Origin of the sequence: Prevotella sp. E15-22, from assembly GCF_023204875.1 — a bacterium.
Taxonomy (GTDB): domain Bacteria; phylum Bacteroidota; class Bacteroidia; order Bacteroidales; family Bacteroidaceae; genus Prevotella.
Window position 1 is genome coordinate 1,377,359 of record NZ_CP096247.1, and the last position, 16,650, is coordinate 1,394,008.

At 44.7% G+C, this 16,650-nt stretch carries 15 protein-coding genes; 4 read left to right on the forward strand and 11 right to left on the reverse strand.

Going from position 1 to position 16,650, the window contains the following annotated elements; genetic code table 11:
- Window positions 1-87: 87 nt before the first annotated feature.
- The 7 genes from M1D30_RS05555 to M1D30_RS05585 form a co-directional block, all read right to left on the reverse strand.
- Window positions 88-1,404 carry a folylpolyglutamate synthase/dihydrofolate synthase family protein gene (locus M1D30_RS05555; RefSeq protein ID WP_248507153.1) on the reverse strand — a complete coding sequence of 439 codons (1,317 nt, stop codon included), beginning with the start codon at window positions 1,402-1,404 and terminating at the stop codon, window positions 88-90.
- A 13-nt stretch (window positions 1,405-1,417) separates the two neighbouring features.
- Window positions 1,418-2,584, reverse strand: coding sequence for a molecular chaperone DnaJ (gene dnaJ, locus M1D30_RS05560; RefSeq protein WP_248507155.1), 1,167 nt, complete (start codon window positions 2,582-2,584; stop codon window positions 1,418-1,420).
- A 1-nt stretch (window position 2,585) separates the two neighbouring features.
- On the reverse strand, window positions 2,586-3,182 hold the full coding sequence (locus tag M1D30_RS05565) for a nucleotide exchange factor GrpE (protein ID WP_248507156.1): 597 nt from the start codon (window positions 3,180-3,182) through the stop codon (window positions 2,586-2,588).
- Window positions 3,183-3,227: 45 nt separating this feature from the next.
- On the reverse strand, window positions 3,228-4,847 hold the full coding sequence (locus tag M1D30_RS05570; RefSeq protein WP_248507158.1) for an ABC-F family ATP-binding cassette domain-containing protein: 1,620 nt from the start codon (window positions 4,845-4,847) through the stop codon (window positions 3,228-3,230).
- A 189-nt stretch (window positions 4,848-5,036) separates the two neighbouring features.
- The gene (locus tag M1D30_RS05575) at window positions 5,037-6,782 is read right to left on the reverse strand and encodes a phospho-sugar mutase (RefSeq protein WP_248507160.1); all 1,746 of its coding nucleotides are present in this window, start codon (window positions 6,780-6,782) and stop codon (window positions 5,037-5,039) included.
- A gap of 76 nt (window positions 6,783-6,858) precedes the next feature.
- The gene (mtgA, locus tag M1D30_RS05580; RefSeq protein WP_248507162.1) at window positions 6,859-7,554 is read right to left on the reverse strand and encodes a monofunctional biosynthetic peptidoglycan transglycosylase; all 696 of its coding nucleotides are present in this window, start codon (window positions 7,552-7,554) and stop codon (window positions 6,859-6,861) included.
- 22 nt (window positions 7,555-7,576) lie between these two features.
- Window positions 7,577-8,251, reverse strand: a complete 675-nt coding sequence (locus M1D30_RS05585) for an OmpA family protein (protein ID WP_248507164.1) — start codon at window positions 8,249-8,251, stop codon at window positions 7,577-7,579.
- A gap of 141 nt (window positions 8,252-8,392) precedes the next feature.
- On the opposite strand from M1D30_RS05585, the gene proS reads away from it, so the two are divergent.
- The gene (gene proS / locus M1D30_RS05590) at window positions 8,393-9,874 is read left to right on the forward strand and encodes a proline--tRNA ligase (RefSeq protein ID WP_248507166.1); all 1,482 of its coding nucleotides are present in this window, start codon (window positions 8,393-8,395) and stop codon (window positions 9,872-9,874) included.
- Between the two features lie 105 nt (window positions 9,875-9,979).
- Here the strand turns inward: proS and menA are convergent, their stop codons facing one another.
- The gene (menA, locus tag M1D30_RS05595; protein ID WP_248507167.1) at window positions 9,980-10,882 is read right to left on the reverse strand and encodes a 1,4-dihydroxy-2-naphthoate octaprenyltransferase; all 903 of its coding nucleotides are present in this window, start codon (window positions 10,880-10,882) and stop codon (window positions 9,980-9,982) included.
- 73 nt (window positions 10,883-10,955) lie between these two features.
- Between menA and M1D30_RS05600 the strand changes: the two genes are divergently transcribed.
- Both M1D30_RS05600 and M1D30_RS05605 read left to right on the forward strand, forming a co-directional pair.
- Window positions 10,956-11,591, forward strand: coding sequence for an HD domain-containing protein (locus M1D30_RS05600; RefSeq protein WP_248507170.1), 636 nt, complete (start codon window positions 10,956-10,958; stop codon window positions 11,589-11,591).
- On the forward strand, window positions 11,588-12,055 hold the full coding sequence (locus M1D30_RS05605; protein WP_248507172.1) for a nucleoside deaminase: 468 nt from the start codon (window positions 11,588-11,590) through the stop codon (window positions 12,053-12,055). Before M1D30_RS05600 ends, M1D30_RS05605 begins: the two co-directional genes overlap by 4 nt.
- A 57-nt stretch (window positions 12,056-12,112) precedes the next feature.
- Here M1D30_RS05605 and M1D30_RS05610 read toward each other — a convergent pair whose 3' ends face one another.
- From M1D30_RS05610 to M1D30_RS05620, 3 genes are read right to left on the reverse strand one after another with little or no spacing between them, the layout of a single operon-like run.
- Window positions 12,113-13,384 carry a Na+/H+ antiporter NhaC family protein gene (locus tag M1D30_RS05610; protein WP_248507174.1) on the reverse strand — a complete coding sequence of 424 codons (1,272 nt, stop codon included), beginning with the start codon at window positions 13,382-13,384 and terminating at the stop codon, window positions 12,113-12,115.
- Between the two features lie 13 nt (window positions 13,385-13,397).
- Window positions 13,398-14,894, reverse strand: a complete 1,497-nt coding sequence (locus M1D30_RS05615) for a UxaA family hydrolase (RefSeq protein ID WP_248507181.1) — start codon at window positions 14,892-14,894, stop codon at window positions 13,398-13,400.
- A gap of 7 nt (window positions 14,895-14,901) precedes the next feature.
- Complete coding sequence (locus M1D30_RS05620) at window positions 14,902-15,969, reverse strand: substrate-binding domain-containing protein (protein ID WP_248507183.1); 1,068 nt, start codon at window positions 15,967-15,969, stop codon at window positions 14,902-14,904.
- 128 nt (window positions 15,970-16,097) lie between these two features.
- Between M1D30_RS05620 and M1D30_RS05625 the strand changes: the two genes are divergently transcribed.
- Window positions 16,098-16,634, forward strand: coding sequence for a phosphohydrolase (locus tag M1D30_RS05625; protein ID WP_248507185.1), 537 nt, complete (start codon window positions 16,098-16,100; stop codon window positions 16,632-16,634).
- Window positions 16,635-16,650 lie beyond the last annotated feature (16 nt).

Genomic DNA, 16,650 nt, shown 5'->3' on the forward strand with positions numbered 1-16,650 from the left:
TTTTTAGTTAAAGTATTCTTTCTGCAAAGGAACAAAAAAATACCGACTTGTGCAAACAAATCGGTAAAAAATTGGTGTTAAAAACAACTAAATACGCGTTTTCAAAAAGTCTGCAACAACATAAGTACTGCCACCTACGAATATAACGTCTTCACTAGTAGCACCTTGCATGGCTGCCTCGTATGCTTCGGTTACAGTCGGGTAGCATTCGCCATTTAGTCCCATTTGTTCACCGAATATTTTTAAAGACGTTTCTGGGAAGGCTCTTTTTGTGCTTCCTTTAGTGAAATAATATTTCGCATTTTTCGGAAGTAGGGCCATTACGCTATATATGTCTTTATCTTCTACCATTCCAAATACGATGCGTAGTTCGTTGCATTTTAAAGCACTTAATTGCTTTCCTAGATAATTCCATGCAGCGGGATTGTGTCCTGTGTCACAGATAACTTTTGGGTTTTCTCTAATGGTTTGCCATCGAGCCATGAGACCAGTTATCTTGGTAACGTTTTTAAATGCATTGGTCATTTCTTCGGCAATCAGCATCTTGTTTTTTTCTTCTATACAGTCGGCCAAATAACCCATATCTACTAGTTGGTGAATAGCAACTACTGTTGTGTTCATGTTAATTGGCTGGAAGTCGCCAGTCAGTTCACACTCAAAATCGCCTAGGTGAGCAGCAGTATAATGCATCATTCCCTCGCTGGTTAATTTTGCTGATATGATTTCCTGTTCGTCTTCAGCATAATGAATAGGTGATTTCTTCTCAGCAGCTAGTGCGTCAAAAACAGCTCGTGTCTCAGGAGTAGCTTCTCCGATAACTACGGGAACACCTGGTTTTATAATGCCGCCTTTCTCAAAGGCAATTTGTTCAAGACTATTGCCTAAAAGTTGTGTATGGTCCAATGATATGTTAGTGATAACACTAAGAATGGGAGTGATAATATTCGTACAATCTAATCTGCCACCAAGTCCTACCTCAATAACAGCGATATCTACGTGTTTCTCTTTAAAATACTTAAAGGCCATCGCTGTGGTTAATTCAAAGAATGATGGATTCAGAGGCTCGAAGAATGCTTTTTCTTCTTCTACGAATTTTACAACATAGTCTTCTTCTATTGGCGTGCCGTTTACGCGTATGCGTTCGCGAAAATCTACTAGGTGTGGTGATGTGTATAGACCCACTCTATAGCCGCTAACTTGAAATTCTGCCGCAATAAGATGCGACAAAGACCCTTTTCCGTTTGTACCTGCAATGTGGATACTACGAAAAGCTTGGTGCGGATGACCAAAATGCTCGTCGAGCGCAAGGGTCGTTTCCAATCCTTCTTTATAGCCTGTTGCCCCCTGCTTTTCGTAGTTGGGTATCTGGCTAAATAGGTATTCGGTAGCTTCTTGGTAGGTCATATACTATCTTATTTTATGAAAAATAATTCTTGAAACGTTGAAAAATGCTGTCTTTTGTCTGCTTGTCGCCCTTAAAATTGTCGCTAGTCTTGAAGGCTTCAATGGCAATTTTTTCTTCGTGCGATAATGTTTTGGGAACATATACACTGATATTCACCACCAAATCGCCGCGTCCGTTACCATAACCTTGCACTGCAGGTAGTCCTTTTCCTCTCAATCGCATGGTCTTACCGGGTTGTGTGCCGCCGTCAATCTTAACTTTCAGTGTCTTGCTATCAATTGTAGGAATGTCAATTTCTCCACCCAATGCTGCTGTCGGGAAATCGAGTAAGAGATTGTATATTAAGTCGTTCCCATCTCTTACAAATGTTGCATGATCTTCTTCTTCAATATATACCTGGATATCTCCAGCAGGACCTCCATGGCGTCCTGCATTACCCTTACCAGGTATGTTGACCACCATGCCTTCTGCGACACCAGCTGGAATGTTGATTTCTACTACTTCCTCGCCTTTTGTGATGCCTGTGCCACCACAATCTTTGCATTTGTTCTTGATTACCTTGCCTTCACCATGACAAGTGGGGCATACACCTTGCGTCTGCATCATACCAAAGATGCTTTGGGTGGTATGGGTGATGACACCTGATCCGTGACATGTGGGACATGTTTCGCTACCACTGTCTCCCTCGGCACCAGTGCCATGGCAATGAGCGCAGGTGATATCTTTTCTGACTTTGAACTTCTTGGTAACACCAGTATTGATTTCCTCAAGCGTTAGTCTGACCTTCAAACGTAAATCACTGCCTCTATGCATCTGGGAACGACCACTACGTCCACCACTGAAGCCTCCGAAACCGTGTCCGCCGAAGATGTCACCAAACATTGAGAAAATATCATCCATGTTCATGGAAGCTCCACCGAAACCTTCGAAACCTCCACCAAAGCCGCCGCCCATAGGTCCGTTGAAGCCGAACTGATCATACTGCTGACGCTTTTGTGGATCATGTAAAACGTTGTAGGCTTCAGCAGCTTCTTTAAATTTCTCCTCGGCTTCCTTGTCACCAGGATTGCGATCGGGGTGATATTTGATGGCTATCTTTCTATATGCCTTTTTTATTTCATCTTCTGAGGCTGTTTTGTTAATGCCCAACACCTCATAATAGTCTCTTTTTTGTGCCATTTTATTGTCCAACAGCTACCTTAGCGTAGCGTATTACTTTATCGTTCAGTTTATAACCTGTAGCCATGCAGTCAATCACTTTGCCTTTCTTGTCTTCACCCATACCTGGCACAAGTGCGATAGCCTCGTGCAGGTTGGTGTCAAAATCAGCATTTTCAGTTTCTATTTTGCTAACACCTTGCTCCTCAAGTATCTTAATGAACTTCTGATAGATGAGTTCCATTCCCTCGCGTAGCACTTGGGGATCGTCTGTCTTTGCACCATTGGCAATTGCACGTTCCATGTCGTCGATTACGGGAAGTAATGCGGTGATGGCTTTTGCACCTCCATTGAAGATTAACTCTTGTCGCTCTTTTAGGGTGCGTTTGCGATAGTTGTCGAATTCGGCGACTTGGCGCAGATACTTGTCTTTTAAGTCAGCAATCTGGGCCAGTAGTTTTTCCATAGGGTCTTCCTCTTCTTCGACTTCGGCGCTATCAATGGCATCAGTTTCTGTAGAATTCTCTGCTACTTCCACCTCTTCGTTTGTATCGTTGAGACATGCCTCTTTGTCAGTCAGCACCTCTTCTTTTTCAGTATTCTTTTTCTTTTCTTCCATAGTTCTCGATGTTTTCAGTTTATACAGCAAATGTTGTGCCTAAACTTAATTCAAGCCGTACATTTTTGCCTTCTGCTCCTTTATGGCCTCGTCGTAGATGTAGTCGTCATAGCTCATCAGCTTGTCGATGGTGCCTTTGGGTGTCAGCTCAATGATACGGTCGGCCACGGTATTGATAAATTCATGGTCGTGAGAAGCAAAGAGTATATTTCCCTTGAACTGAATTAGATTATTATTGAAAGCCTGAATAGACTCTAGATCGAGGTGGTTGGTGGGAGTATCGAGAATCAGACAGTTGGCGTTCTTCAATTGCATGCGTGCAATCATACAACGCATCTTCTCACCGCCACTTAGAACGTTGACATGCTTCAGTACGTCTTCCTCTTTGAAGAGCATACGACCCAAGAATGACTTCATTGTTACCTCGTTTCCGGGGCCCCACTGACTGAGCCAATCTACAAGATTCATCTCACTTTGGAAGAAATCGGTATTGTCAAGGGGCAGGTATGCGGTGGTGATTGTGACACCCCACTTATAGGTGCCGGCCTGTGCTTCGCGGTTGCCATTGATAATCTCGAAGAGGGCGGTCATCGCCTTGGGGTTATGAGACAGGAATACAGTCTTCTGTCCTTTCTCAATTGTGAAGTTCACATTGTCGAAGAGTACGGTACCATCGGCGTCAACGGCCTTCAGTCCTTCTACCTCGAGAATCTGTGTGCCAGGTTCGCGCTCCATCTGGAAGATAATGCCAGGATACTTACGTGTAGATGGAGTAATCTCTTCAACATTAAGCTTTTCGAGCATCTTCTTTCGAGAAGTAGTTTGCTTTGATTTCGCTACGTTAGCAGAGAAACGACGGATGAATTCCTCCAGTTGCTTGCGCTTTTCCTCGGCCTTCATCTTTTGGTTCTGGGCCTGACGCAGAGCCAATTGGCTAGATTCGTACCAGAAAGAGTAGTTACCCGAGAAAAGGGTTACTTTGCCAAAGTCGATATCTACAGTCTGGGTCGATACGGCATCGAGGAAGTGACGGTCGTGTGAAACTACGAGTACACACTGTTCCAGTCCACTGAGGTATTCCTCAAGCCACTGCACGGTATCGAGGTCGAGGTCGTTAGTGGGCTCGTCGAGCAACAGGTTGTCGGGATGACCAAAGAGAGCCTTGGCCAGCATAACACGCACCTTCTCATTGTTTGAGATGTCTGACATCTGCGCATAGTGCACATCTTCCTTGATACCCAAGTTTTGAAGGAGTTGAGCAGCCTCGCTCTCTGCTTCCCAGCCGTTCATCTCAGCAAATGCCATTTCTAGTTCGGCTGCGCGCACACCATCTTCCTCGCTCATTTCGGGCTTGGCATAGAGGGCTTCGCGCTCCTTCATGTTCTCCCACAGTGGTTGATGTCCCATCAGCACTGTGTTCATCACAGAAAATTCGTCGTATTTAAAGTGGTCCTGCTCAAGTACGCTCATGCGCTCGCCAGGCAACATCTCAACCGTACCCTTGTTGGGTTCCAGTTCTCCGCTAATGGCGCGGAGCAGAGTGGATTTACCAGCGCCATTAGCACCGATAATTCCATAAATGTTTCCACTTGTAAACTTTAGGTTCACATCTTTGTAAAGAACCTTTTTTCCAAATTGAATCGCTAGATTCGTTACTGTTATCATCTCGTTTTTCTTTCTTAAATTCTTAGCGGGTGCAAAGTTACGTATTTTTTGCGATATATGCAAACGGATATTTGTTTTTCTTTTTTTGTGAAGTTGACCGCAGTTATATCTTTTTTCTTGATTACTAAAAAAAGAAACACCAAAGCATAAATCTTCTGGTGTTTCTTTTAATTTAATTAGATTTGTTAATTATAGGTTCAAATCTTTCTTTATAGCTTCAATCTTTTCCTCCGCTTTTTTCGAGCAGCGATCGTAATCGGATGCATCAGAAAAATTGGTGTCTTTAACTTCAGTGTAGAACTTAATTTTCGGCTCGGTGCCAGAAGGACGAACGCTAACTTTAGTTCCATCCTCGCAGAACCATTGTAATACATTGCTGGTATCTGGCATGTCAAGCTTGGTGACGTTACCTTGATTGTCCTTAGCCTCAAGGGTTTTGTAGTCCTTTGATAGAATAACTTTGGAACCACCTAAAGTCTTGGGAGGATTCTCTCGGAAATTTGTCATCATTTGTTTGATCTCATCAGCTCCTGTCTTTCCTGGACGAACAACATTAATTGTGTATTCTTTTGAAAAACCATATTCTTTATAGATATTCATCAGCAAATCGTAAAGAGTCATGCCGTTGTCGCGTGCCCATGAAGCAATCTCGCAGATGAGGCAGATTGAGGCAGGAGAGTCTTTGTCGCGAACTTTGTCGAATGGTAGAAATCCGAACGACTCTTCGCCGCCACCGATATACTTCTTTTTACCTTCGTTGACGCGAATTTCGTTGGCAATCCACTTGAAACCAGTATAGCAGTCCATAAGTTCTACGCCGTTTTTCTTGGCAATTTCGGCGATGACTTCGGTGGTCACAATTGTCTTAACGAGGAACTCATTGCCTTTGAGTTGGCCTAATTTCTTTTTGTTGGCGATAATATACCATGAAAACATCATGGCAGTTTGGTTACCATTAAGAATCTCCCATTCTCCCTTGGGGTTGCGGCATACGATGGCTAGACGATCGGCATCGGGGTCGGAGGCAATTACCAAGTCGGCATTGAGTTTTGTACCTAGCTTCATGCCTAAGGTCATGGCCTCGGCATTTTCTGGATTGGGGCTGATAACTGTGGGGAAGTTGCCGTCAATAACCATCTGCTCGGGTACGACGTGAATGTTCTGGAACCCCCATGAACGCAGGGCCATAGGAACGATGACACGGCCTGTGCCATGCATGGCGGAATAGACGATGTTGAGATCTTTTTGACGTAGAATGACATCTTGGTCGACCATTGCTTCTTTGACAGCCTGGATGTAGTCCCAATCCATTTCGCCGCCGATAATGTCAATAAGATCTTTGTTGCCCTTAAACTTCACATCCTCAATCTTTACCTTGTTGACCTCGTCGATGATACCCTTGTCATGGGGAGCCAGCACTTGGGCTCCGTCTTCCCAATAAGCTTTGTAGCCATTGTATTCGCGGGGGTTGTGAGAAGCAGTGACGTTGACGCCAGCCTGACAGCCCAGCTGACGGATGGCAAATGAAATCTCAGGGGTGGGGCGAAGGCTCTCAAAGAGATATACCTTAATGCCGTTAGCAGAGAAAATATCGGCTACAGTCTCTGCAAACATGCGTCCGTTGTTGCGGCAGTCATGACCTACTACAACAGCGGGTTGGATATTTGGGAAAGCCTTGTTGATATAGTTGGCAAAACCCTGAGTGGCCATGCCTACGATATACTTGTTCATGCGGTTGGTGCCGGCACCCATAATGCCGCGTAGGCCACCCGTACCAAATTCTAGGTTCTGGTAGAAGGCATCGATGAGGGCCGTTTTGTCCTCGGCGTCGAGCATTGCCTGAACTTCTTTACGTGTCTCCTCGTCGAAAGAGGGAGAGAGCCATGTCTTTGCCTGTGCTTCGCATTGGGCAATTAGTTGTGTGTTATTTTCCATAATTAATTTGTTTTAATTCAGATTATTTGGGGCAAAGATAATAAACTTTTCCGAAACGCCCAAAAAATACCTGATTTTATTTCTTTTCTGCTTCTTTAAGCGGTTTAACATAGCGCATGTTGGCTTTGATTTGTCGTTGGCGCTTCTTTATATACTTGCTGGGATTTAAACTGCTGAAGCGGCGTGGATTGGGTAACGTGGCAGCAATCAGGGCGCATTGGCTAGAAGTGAGCTCGCTGGCTGAGCAGCCGAAATGTTCACGAGCTACAGCCTCGACACCATAAATGCCAGGTCCCATCTCAATGGAGTTGAGATAAACTTCCATAATGCGCTCTTTAGACCAGAAAAGTTCGATGAGTACGGTAAAGTAGGCCTCAAGCCCTTTGCGCACCCATGAACGGCCTGGCCACAGAAAAACGTTCTTGGCCGTCTGCTGACTGATGGTCGATGCGCCTAATTTGTTTTTCTCAGGATGTTTGCGGTTGCGCTCGGCTGCCTTCTTGATGGCCTCGAAGTCGAAACCGTGGTGTTCTAGAAATCGTGCATCCTCGCTTGCCATTACGGCGATGGGCATTTGGGGCGATATCTCGTCGATAGAAATCCATGTATGGCTAAGCCTTGCCTCATCGAGTTGAAATAGACGGATGAACATCAGCGGCGTGTAATAGACGGGAAAAAACTTCAGCACTACCACTGTAAGAATGGTAGTGCCGAAGAATATTGCAGTAGCCCATTGGGCTATCTTACGAATGCGTTGAAATATGGTTTTCAATTTTTGTTTTCGATTCCAATAATTACTTCAATGTACCTGCCTCGGCAGCTTGAATCATAGCCTGTGATGCATACATGTATATTTCTACGCGACGGTTCTGCTGACGGCCTGCGGCAGTGGAGTTGTCTGCAACGGGGTTTGTTGACCCCTGGCCATCAACGGTGCGAATCTGAGTTGCGCTCACGCCTTGTCCCTTCAAATATGTTTCAACGGCTTTGGCACGCTTAACAGAGAGGGGATTGTTGATGGCATCAGAGCCGGTATTGTCGGTGTGACCGAAAATGGCAATGTCGCAGTCGGCATTGTTTTTCAAAAGTGTGGCACACTGATTCAGAGCAGCCTTTGAGTTGGCGTTTAGGTCACTCTTGTTGGTAGCAAAGAGAATGCCTGAGTCGAAGGTCAACTTTACTGCTTGTAGACCGTTGGCATCGGTAACAGACTCCACCTGAGCATTCTTCACAGCTTCTGCCTCTTTCTTTACCTTATCCATGTGCTTGCCAATCAGAGCACCGGTACCAGCACCTACGGCAGTGCCTACTGCTGCACCTACAGCGGTATTGCCTGCCACTTTACCAACGATTGCACCTAATACAGCACCACCGGCAGCACCAATTGCAGTTCCCTTAGCCAAATTGTTACATCCAGCCATCACAATTCCTGCACATAAAGTCAGGATCATAACTTTCATCTTTTTCATAATGGTAGTTAGTTTTATTAATTAAATTGTTAAACGTTCATGTATTTCGGGTGCAAAGATAGAAAATAATTATGAATTGAATTACTAATTATTAATTTTTTTGTACCTTTGCACCAAAATTTTGAATTTATTGGATAAATCATGGCAAAAGAATTAAAAGAACTAACAAAAAGGGCTGATAACTATAGTCAGTGGTTCAACGATCTTGTGGTGAAAGCTGACCTGGCCGAGCAGAGCGCTGTACGTGGCTGCATGGTTATCAAACCTTACGGCTATGCCATCTGGGAGAAGATGCAGCAGCAGCTAGACAAGATGTTTAAGGAGACTGGTGCTCAGAATGCCTATTTCCCCTTGCTTATTCCTAAGTCGTTTCTGAGCCGCGAGGCCGAGCATGTTGAGGGCTTCGCCAAGGAGTGCGCTGTGGTTACCCACTATCGTTTGCGTGCTAAGGATGATAAGAGTGGAGTGGAGGTTGATCCATCTGCTAAATTGGAAGAAGAACTAATTGTACGTCCTACCTCAGAGACCATTATCTGGAACACTTATAAAAATTGGATTCATTCATGGCGCGATCTGCCCCTAATGTGCAATCAGTGGTGTAACGTTATGCGTTGGGAGATGCGTACACGTCCTTTCTTACGCACTTCTGAGTTTTTGTGGCAGGAGGGACATACTGCCCATGCTACACGCGAGGAAGCTGAAGAGGAAGCACAGAAGATGCTGAAAGTCTATGCCAAGTTTGCTGAGGAGTGGATGGCAGTACCTGTAGTACAGGGTGTTAAGAGTGAGACCGAGCGATTTGCTGGTGCACTTGATACTTACACCATTGAGGCAATGATGCAGGATGGTAAAGCTCTACAGAGCGGTACTTCTCACTTCCTTGGTCAGAATTTTGCAAAGGCATTCGAGGTAACATATCTTAATAAGGAAAACAAGCCTGAGTATGTATGGGCTACATCATGGGGTGTTTCTACCCGACTGATTGGTGCACTCATTATGACTCACTCTGACGACAACGGACTTGTTTTGCCTCCACGTCTGGCTCCTATCCAGGTAGTTATTATTCCTATTGCCAACAAGCCCGAGCAGCTCGAGCAGGTTAATAAGGAGGTTACTCCTATCATCGAGGCTCTTCGCGCCAAGGGTATCAGCGTTAAGTTTGACGATGCTGATAACAAACGTCCTGGATTTAAGTTTGCCGACTACGAGCTGAAGGGTGTTCCTGTACGTTTGGTACTGGGTGCTCGCGATCTGGAGAACGGAACAATCGAGGTAATGCGCCGCGATACTTTGGAAAAGGAAACTCGCCCAATCGAGGGTATCACAGAATACGTTGAGCAACTGCTCGAGGATATCCAGCAGAATATCTTCAAGAAGGCTAAGGACTATCGCGATGCTCATATATACGAGTGCGAGAACTACGAGGAGTTTAAGGAGAAAGTTAAGGACGGTGGATTCTTCCTGTGTCATTGGGACGGTACTGCTGAGACCGAGGCAAAAATTAAAGAGGAGACTCAGGCCACTATCCGCTGCGTACCATTCGGTGTTGAGCAGACTCCTGGCGTGGATATGGTAACTGGCAAACCTGCAAAGGCTCGCGTTATCATCGCAAGAAGTTATTAAGATTCATCTTTTTGTTGCGAGGTATTTCAGTTCAGGAAAATTCCTTCGTAATTGGTTATCATAAAAATAGGAGCCAGTTTTTTCTGACTCCTATTTTTATTTGATTCAATTCAATAGTAATCCGATACTCACTAGTAGCCCATATATGAGAATGTTGCGGGCTGTTTCACTTAAACATTTGTTTAATTCACGTCCTTTCCATATATGTTTTATTTTTAGAAAGGTGAGTGTGTGGAGTATGGTATAGAGCATAGGAAGAATAAAGGCCCACCATTTTCCATTAAGTCCGAATGAAAGTCCCATCATAAATGCTGCGATACCAATAATCCAATATAGTCCTAGAGTATATTTTTCTCCGATACGAACCACTAGAGTATGTTTGCCAGCTAACTTGTCTGTGTCTCGATCTCGAAAATTGTTGACCAATAGTAGGGTGTCAATCACGATGCCACATGCTATTGCAGCCATGAATACCTCAAACGTCAATGTGTGCAACTGAACATAATAGGTCATGCTAACAGGTATTAGTCCGAAGAATATCAGAACAAGAACATCTCCTAATCCTATATAAGAAAGGTGTGTGGTGTAGAGGAAACAGAATATCACGCAAAGTAAACCAATGAGTATCATTTCTAGCCCTCCGTAGAGTGCTAATGGTAATCCAACGATGCAAGCTAGTACTGTTGTTGTGGCAATGGCGTGTTTCATGGCCTCTATGCTAACCCATCCTTGGGTACATGCTCGTTCTGGTCCAAGACGAGTTTCGCGGTCATCAGTTCCTTTAATATAGTCTACAAAATCGTTAATAAAGTTGGCGTCAATCTGCATAATAAAGGCGAAAAGAATGCAAAGTACAGCTGCCGTCCATGAGAATGGGTGGCCTATATAGTTGATTGAGTCTTTCCACGCGAGTGACAGACCTATCATCACGGGAACAGCAGCCCCAGTCAATGTCTTGGGACGGGCGGCTAGAACCCATGCCTTAAAAGAGTTTTTCTTCACTTCCATTTCTAACTTTTTTCTAAAAACGTTTGCAAAAGTAAACAAAATCTTGTATATTTGCAAAATAATCCTTATAATAATGTTGAATAATACCGCAAGTCTCGATTTGGTGGAATTTATAGAAACGCATATTCTACCACAATATGCCAATTTCGACAAGGCTCATAATATGGAGCATGTTACACGTGTGATTCGTCGTTCTATGGAGTTGGCGCAAAAGACGGGTGCCGACAAGGATATGGTATATGCAATTGCAGCTTATCACGATGTGGGGATGTCTGGCCCTCGTGCCATTCATCATATTACAGGTGCTAAGATTCTAGCTAGCGATGCTCGACTAAAAAAATGGTTTAGTCCAGAACAGATTAAGATTATGAAGGAAGCTGTTGAGGATCACCGTGCATCGGCTTCGCGTGCTCCGCGTAGTCTTTATGGAAAGATTGTGGCAGAGGCTGATCGCGACATCGTTCCCGAAGTGGTATTTCAACGTACTATTCAATTTGGTCTGGCAAATTATCCAGAACTTGACAAGGAACAGCAATGGCAGCGCTTCGTGAAGCATATGGACGAGAAATATTCGGTTAATGGGTACATACGTCTATGGATTCCAGGGGCGCCAAATGAAGAGAAACTAAAAGAGTTGCGCAACATCATAGCGAATCCTCGTTTGCTGCGTGAACAATTTGATAAATATTATAAAAAGGAAAGCGTATGACTAATAAAGAATTGATGCGACGCGCTATAGAACTCTCTAAGCAGAGCGTGTGCAACGGCGGAGGTCCCTTTGGGGCTGTCATAGCTCGTAACGGAGAAATCGTTGCCGAAGGTTCCAACTGTGTAACCATTGATTGCGACCCTACGGCACATGCTGAGGTATCAACCATTCGCAAGGCATGTAAGACCTTAAGAACATTTGATCTCTCTGGATGCGAGATTTTTACGTCGTGCGAGCCTTGTCCTATGTGTTTTGGCGCCATTTACTGGGCGCATCTCGACAAGATATATATGGGTAACGATCGCAAGGATGCTGCAAAGATAGGCTTCGACGACGACTTTATCTATCAGGAGATCGCTCTTGATGTCAAAGATCGTAAGAAACCTTCCGAAGTGCTACTACGTGACGAAGCCTTGGAGGCATTTAAAATGTGGGACGAGAAGGTGGATAAGACGGAGTATTAAGATTTACTCGTCGTAAATTATGAAATGCAAAAGGAATCTCTTTTGAGATTCCTTTTTTTATGAGTAGCGTCTGGGATATCTAAAGATAATGGAGAGGAAGGCGGCCACACCAATGGCCATTGGATAATATAGCCATGGAATGATGGCAATAGGGTTGATGTTGGCTAAACCAGCTGCCATCAACAACTGGGCACCATAAGGGAGTAATCCTTGGACTGCGCATGAGAAGGTGTCGAGCAGTGATGCGCATTTCCTGGGGTCTAAGTGGAATTGCTCGCCAATCTTGTGAGCAATGCTGCCGGTAGTGATGATGGCCACGGTGTTGTTGGCTGTGCAGAGATTGATAATACTTACCAGCATGGCAATGGTAAACTCGCCGCCTCGTTTGCTATTGACGTGGCGGGTGAGACCATTGATGATGAAGTCGATGCCACCGTTGTGCTTGATAAGCTGTAGTAGACCGCCTGCAAGCATCGTGATGACTATCAGTTCGCTCATCGATATGATGCCGTCGCCAATAGCACCTATCCATTCCCAAAAATCGAACGTTCCGAGTGAGATGCCGATGATGCCCGTGAGTATTACACCGAGAGTGAGTACTATCATCACGTTGAGGCCTATGATGGCAGTGATGATGACTGCCATATAAGGTAACACCTTTATTAATTCTATGTTGGAAGTGATACCAGACACGCAGATATCTTTGCCTGCAAAGAAATAAACGAGAAGCAACACCAGAGCGGCTGGCATAACAATAAACGAGTTGACCCGAAACTTATCGCTGGTCTTACAGCCTTGTGTCTGAGTGGCTATGATCGTAGTGTCGGAGATAAACGAAAGGTTGTCTCCAAAAAATGATCCTCCCACCACTATGGCTACTACCATAGCAGCATTGGCTCCTGTTTGTGATGCTATGCCTGCGGCGATGGGACTCAGGGCAACGATTGTTCCTACGCTTGTACCGATGGATAGTGAAATAAAACAGGCAGCCAAAAAGAGACCTGCCAACAGCATCTGACTTGGTAACAGTGACAAGGTTAAGTTGACTGTGGCATCGATAGCGCCCATCGTTTTGGCTGTATTGGCAAAAGCGCCTGCAAGAATAAATATCCAAATCATGAGCATCATCTCGGCTGAGCCAGCACCGCGACTAAACACGTTGATGCGTTTGCGCAATTTGCCTCGGGTGATGCCAATGGCATATATACTGGCAGTAAGGAAAGCCACAGTGATGGGTACCTTATAGAAATCACGTGCGATGATGCTTGTGACTAGATAAAGAATAATAAATACCATCAGGGGCGATAGTGCCAGCAACCCTCTTCTCATGTTATTCTCTTGATTATAGTGTTACACCATTTTTAAATATGGAGATTTCACAATAGTTGTTCTCCTCGTTGTGGGTCTTCTCGCCGCTTGCCACAGCCAGAATCTTTTCAATAAACTCTGGCATAAGTTCTTGCATGGTGCGACCCTCTATGAGTTGACCTGCGGAGAAATCCACCCACTGGGGCTTACGTTGGGCAAGGGTGGGGTTGGTGGCTATCTTCATCGTGGGAACAAAGGTTCCGAAGGGGGTGCCGCGACCTGTGGTGAAGAGTACCAGGTGGCAGCCACAAGATGCCAACGCTGTGGCGGCAACGAGGTCGTTGCCTGGCGCTGAAAGCAGGTTGAGACCATTGGCAGATAGACGATCACCATATTCCATTACGCCACTTACTGGGGCTCGACCGCATTTCTGTGTGCAGCCCAAGGCTTTGTCTTCAAGAGTCGAGATGCCGCCGGCTTTGTTTCCTGGGCTAGGATTCTCACCAACAGGTTCTCCGTGACTTAGAAAATACTCTTTAAAATTGTTAATCATCGAGACTGTTTGGTGGAAGAGCTCAAGTGTCTCACAACGGTTCATCAGTATGGTCTCAGCACCGAACATCTCAGGGACTTCGGTCAGTACACTCGTACCTCCTTGGGCCACCAGCCAGTCGCTAAACTCGCCTACCAGTGGGTTGGCTGTGATTCCGCTGAATCCATCAGAACCGCCGCATTTTAGACCTACGCGGAGCTTGGATACAGGTACGTCCACACGTTTATCCTGACGGGAAATTTCATAGAGTTCTCGTAGGATCTGCATGCCTGCTTCCACCTCGTCGCCATCTACTTTCTGAGTTACTATCAGTCGGATGCGTTCGTGGTCATAGTTACCAAGAAACTTCATGAAGTCATCTGGTTGATTGTTTTCACATCCTAGGCCAATTACCAATACTGCACCTGCATTGGGATGAAGTACGATATCGCGCAGAATCTTACGGGTATTCTCGTGGTCTCCGCTCAACTGCGAACATCCGTAGTTGTGGTGCCAGGCATGGATGTTGTCAACACCATTGCAACTTGTCTCTTCGCGCAATTGTTGGGCCAGTCGTTCGGCGATGCCGTTAACACAGCCTACAGTGGGCACAATCCATATCTCATTACGAACACCTACGTCACCGTTTTTGCGGATAAATCCTTTGAATGTGCGATTGTCATTCTTGATGTTGAGTTTTTCGTTGACAGGTGTGTATGTATATTCAAGGGTTCCGGAAAGGTTGGTTCTTAAATTATTCTCGTTGACCCACTCGCCACCTTTCATGTCTTTGATGGCGTGACCAATGGGATATCCATATTTGATAATATCCTCTCCTGCTTTTACGTCGCGCAACAAAACCTTATGGCCTGCAGGCACATCCTCAGCGAGAACTACGCATTCGCCGCCGGCTTCAATCACATCACCTTGTTTTTTTTCAGTCAGACACACTACAACGGTGTCGGAAGGATTAATCTTTAAGTATGTTTGTAATTCCATATCGGTTTTAGACGTTGTCGCGCCTATAGAACTCAATATTTTCTTTGGTTAGAAGTTCAATAGGCATATAGTTCACTGGGGTTACCTCTTTCTTAAGGACAATAGCTTGGAAAAGCGTCTCGATGCACTGGTATCCCTGCATATAGGCATGTTGGGCAATGAGAAACGAGATACTGCCCTGACGCACACATTCTGCATTCTTGGGCACCATGTCGTAGCCCATAATCTGGACATTGCGGCGATTGGTGCGCAAAAGGAACTCGCCCACCAAGTGAGCCTTTGAGTTGAAAGTGATGCAGTGGTGAATATGTGGATGTGTGGAGAAGAACTCTTCGAGAATCTTGTCGAAATGAGCTTTTGATTCGCCTAAGGGGAGGTTGACGTCTGTAATCTTTATCTCAGGAAAGTGGTCACGCATGTAGTGACGAAATCCGGTCTCGCGGTTTGACTGCTGTTTAGAACCTACATGGCCGTCTTTCAACTGCTTCATCATCATAATCTCCTTTTCTTTCGAGGCAATAAGCATCATCATGCGCGCGGCGAAATATCCACTTTGAAACGAATCTTGGCCAAAGAATGCCAGCGGCTTGAGGTCAGGCAGATAAGAGTCGAGTAGAATGAAAGGGATGTTTTTGTCTGCTAGTTGATCGGTAAATACACGTGTAATCTCCAGTTTGGCGGGTACCACGATGACGCCATCTGGATTTTGCTCCAAACATTCCTTGGTCGCTTTGATAAAGGATGGACCGTTGAAACGTTCATAATAGAGCATTTTTAGAGAAATGTGGAAATCGCGTCGGCGGGCTGTAGCAGCTTTTACGCCTTGTTCTATCTCGTCCCAATATGCCTCACTATCATGAAGCGGAATTATGCAATAGAATGTGTAATCTTTATTGTAGGCTAGTGCTGATGCATAGACGTTTGGTTGGTAATCCATTTCGGCTAATGCTTTTTCTACCTTTTCTCGGGCAGATTTTGACACGTTAGGCCTTTCATGGAGCACACGGTCAACTGTGCCTACTGACACGCCAGCACGCTCTGCGATATCCTTGATTCTAATCTTATCTGTTGCCATATAAAGTTGTTTGTATTTTAATTTGGTGCAAAGGTAATAATATCCAGTTGAAAAACCAAATTAATTATTGAATTAGTTTTGTAGTATGCTTGGAATTAACTACCTTTGCATAAAATTTCGAAAGAACGATGAACTATCATATTATCATTGATGAATATTATCCTGAAGATAACGAATTGAAATCTTTGTTGTTAAAACATTCTAGGCAGGTTGCTGATAAGTGTCTAGAGACATGTCGGAAACATCCTGAATTAAATATTGATGAATTATTTATTGAGTCTGCCGCAATGCTTCATGATATAGGTATCCGTTGGTGCTATGCTCCCAGTATTTTTTGCGAGGGAAACGAACCTTATATTCGTCATGGTTTTATTGGTGGAGAACTGCTAAGAAACAAAGGACTTGATGCTTATGCTCGCGTTTGTGAACGACATACAGGTACAGGTCTTACCAAACAACATATAATAAGCCAGCAATTACCTCTTCCTGTTTGTGATTTTATTCCTGTTACGATGGAAGAGCAACTGGTTTGTTATGCGGATAAATTCTTTTCAAAATCTTCTCCTGATAGTGTTCGGACATTAAAAGAAACTGCTCAAAGTCTTGAGAAATTCGGAAAAGAAGGGGTCGAAAAGTTTATGAAATGGGCTGAAATGTTTGAATAGGATCCTAGAAACGGGT

Coding starts and splice junctions, on each gene's coding strand:
- menA (WP_248507167.1), bottom strand. CDS start 10,882: ATGGAAGTGAAGAAAAACTCTTTTAAGGCATGGGTTCTAGCCGCCCGT.
- M1D30_RS05555 (WP_248507153.1), bottom strand. CDS start 1,404: ATGACCTACCAAGAAGCTACCGAATACCTATTTAGCCAGATACCCAAC.
- proS (WP_248507166.1), top strand. CDS start 8,393: ATGGCAAAAGAATTAAAAGAACTAACAAAAAGGGCTGATAACTATAGT.
- M1D30_RS05570 (WP_248507158.1), bottom strand. CDS start 4,847: ATGATAACAGTAACGAATCTAGCGATTCAATTTGGAAAAAAGGTTCTT.
- M1D30_RS05615 (WP_248507181.1), bottom strand. CDS start 14,894: ATGGAATTACAAACATACTTAAAGATTAATCCTTCCGACACCGTTGTA.
- M1D30_RS05585 (WP_248507164.1), bottom strand. CDS start 8,251: ATGAAAAAGATGAAAGTTATGATCCTGACTTTATGTGCAGGAATTGTG.
- M1D30_RS05565 (WP_248507156.1), bottom strand. CDS start 3,182: ATGGAAGAAAAGAAAAAGAATACTGAAAAAGAAGAGGTGCTGACTGAC.
- M1D30_RS05575 (WP_248507160.1), bottom strand. CDS start 6,782: ATGGAAAATAACACACAACTAATTGCCCAATGCGAAGCACAGGCAAAG.
- M1D30_RS05610 (WP_248507174.1), bottom strand. CDS start 13,384: ATGAGAAGAGGGTTGCTGGCACTATCGCCCCTGATGGTATTTATTATT.
- dnaJ (WP_248507155.1), bottom strand. CDS start 2,584: ATGGCACAAAAAAGAGACTATTATGAGGTGTTGGGCATTAACAAAACA.
- M1D30_RS05600 (WP_248507170.1), top strand. CDS start 10,956: ATGTTGAATAATACCGCAAGTCTCGATTTGGTGGAATTTATAGAAACG.
- M1D30_RS05625 (WP_248507185.1), top strand. CDS start 16,098: ATGAACTATCATATTATCATTGATGAATATTATCCTGAAGATAACGAA.
- M1D30_RS05620 (WP_248507183.1), bottom strand. CDS start 15,969: ATGGCAACAGATAAGATTAGAATCAAGGATATCGCAGAGCGTGCTGGC.
- M1D30_RS05605 (WP_248507172.1), top strand. CDS start 11,588: ATGACTAATAAAGAATTGATGCGACGCGCTATAGAACTCTCTAAGCAG.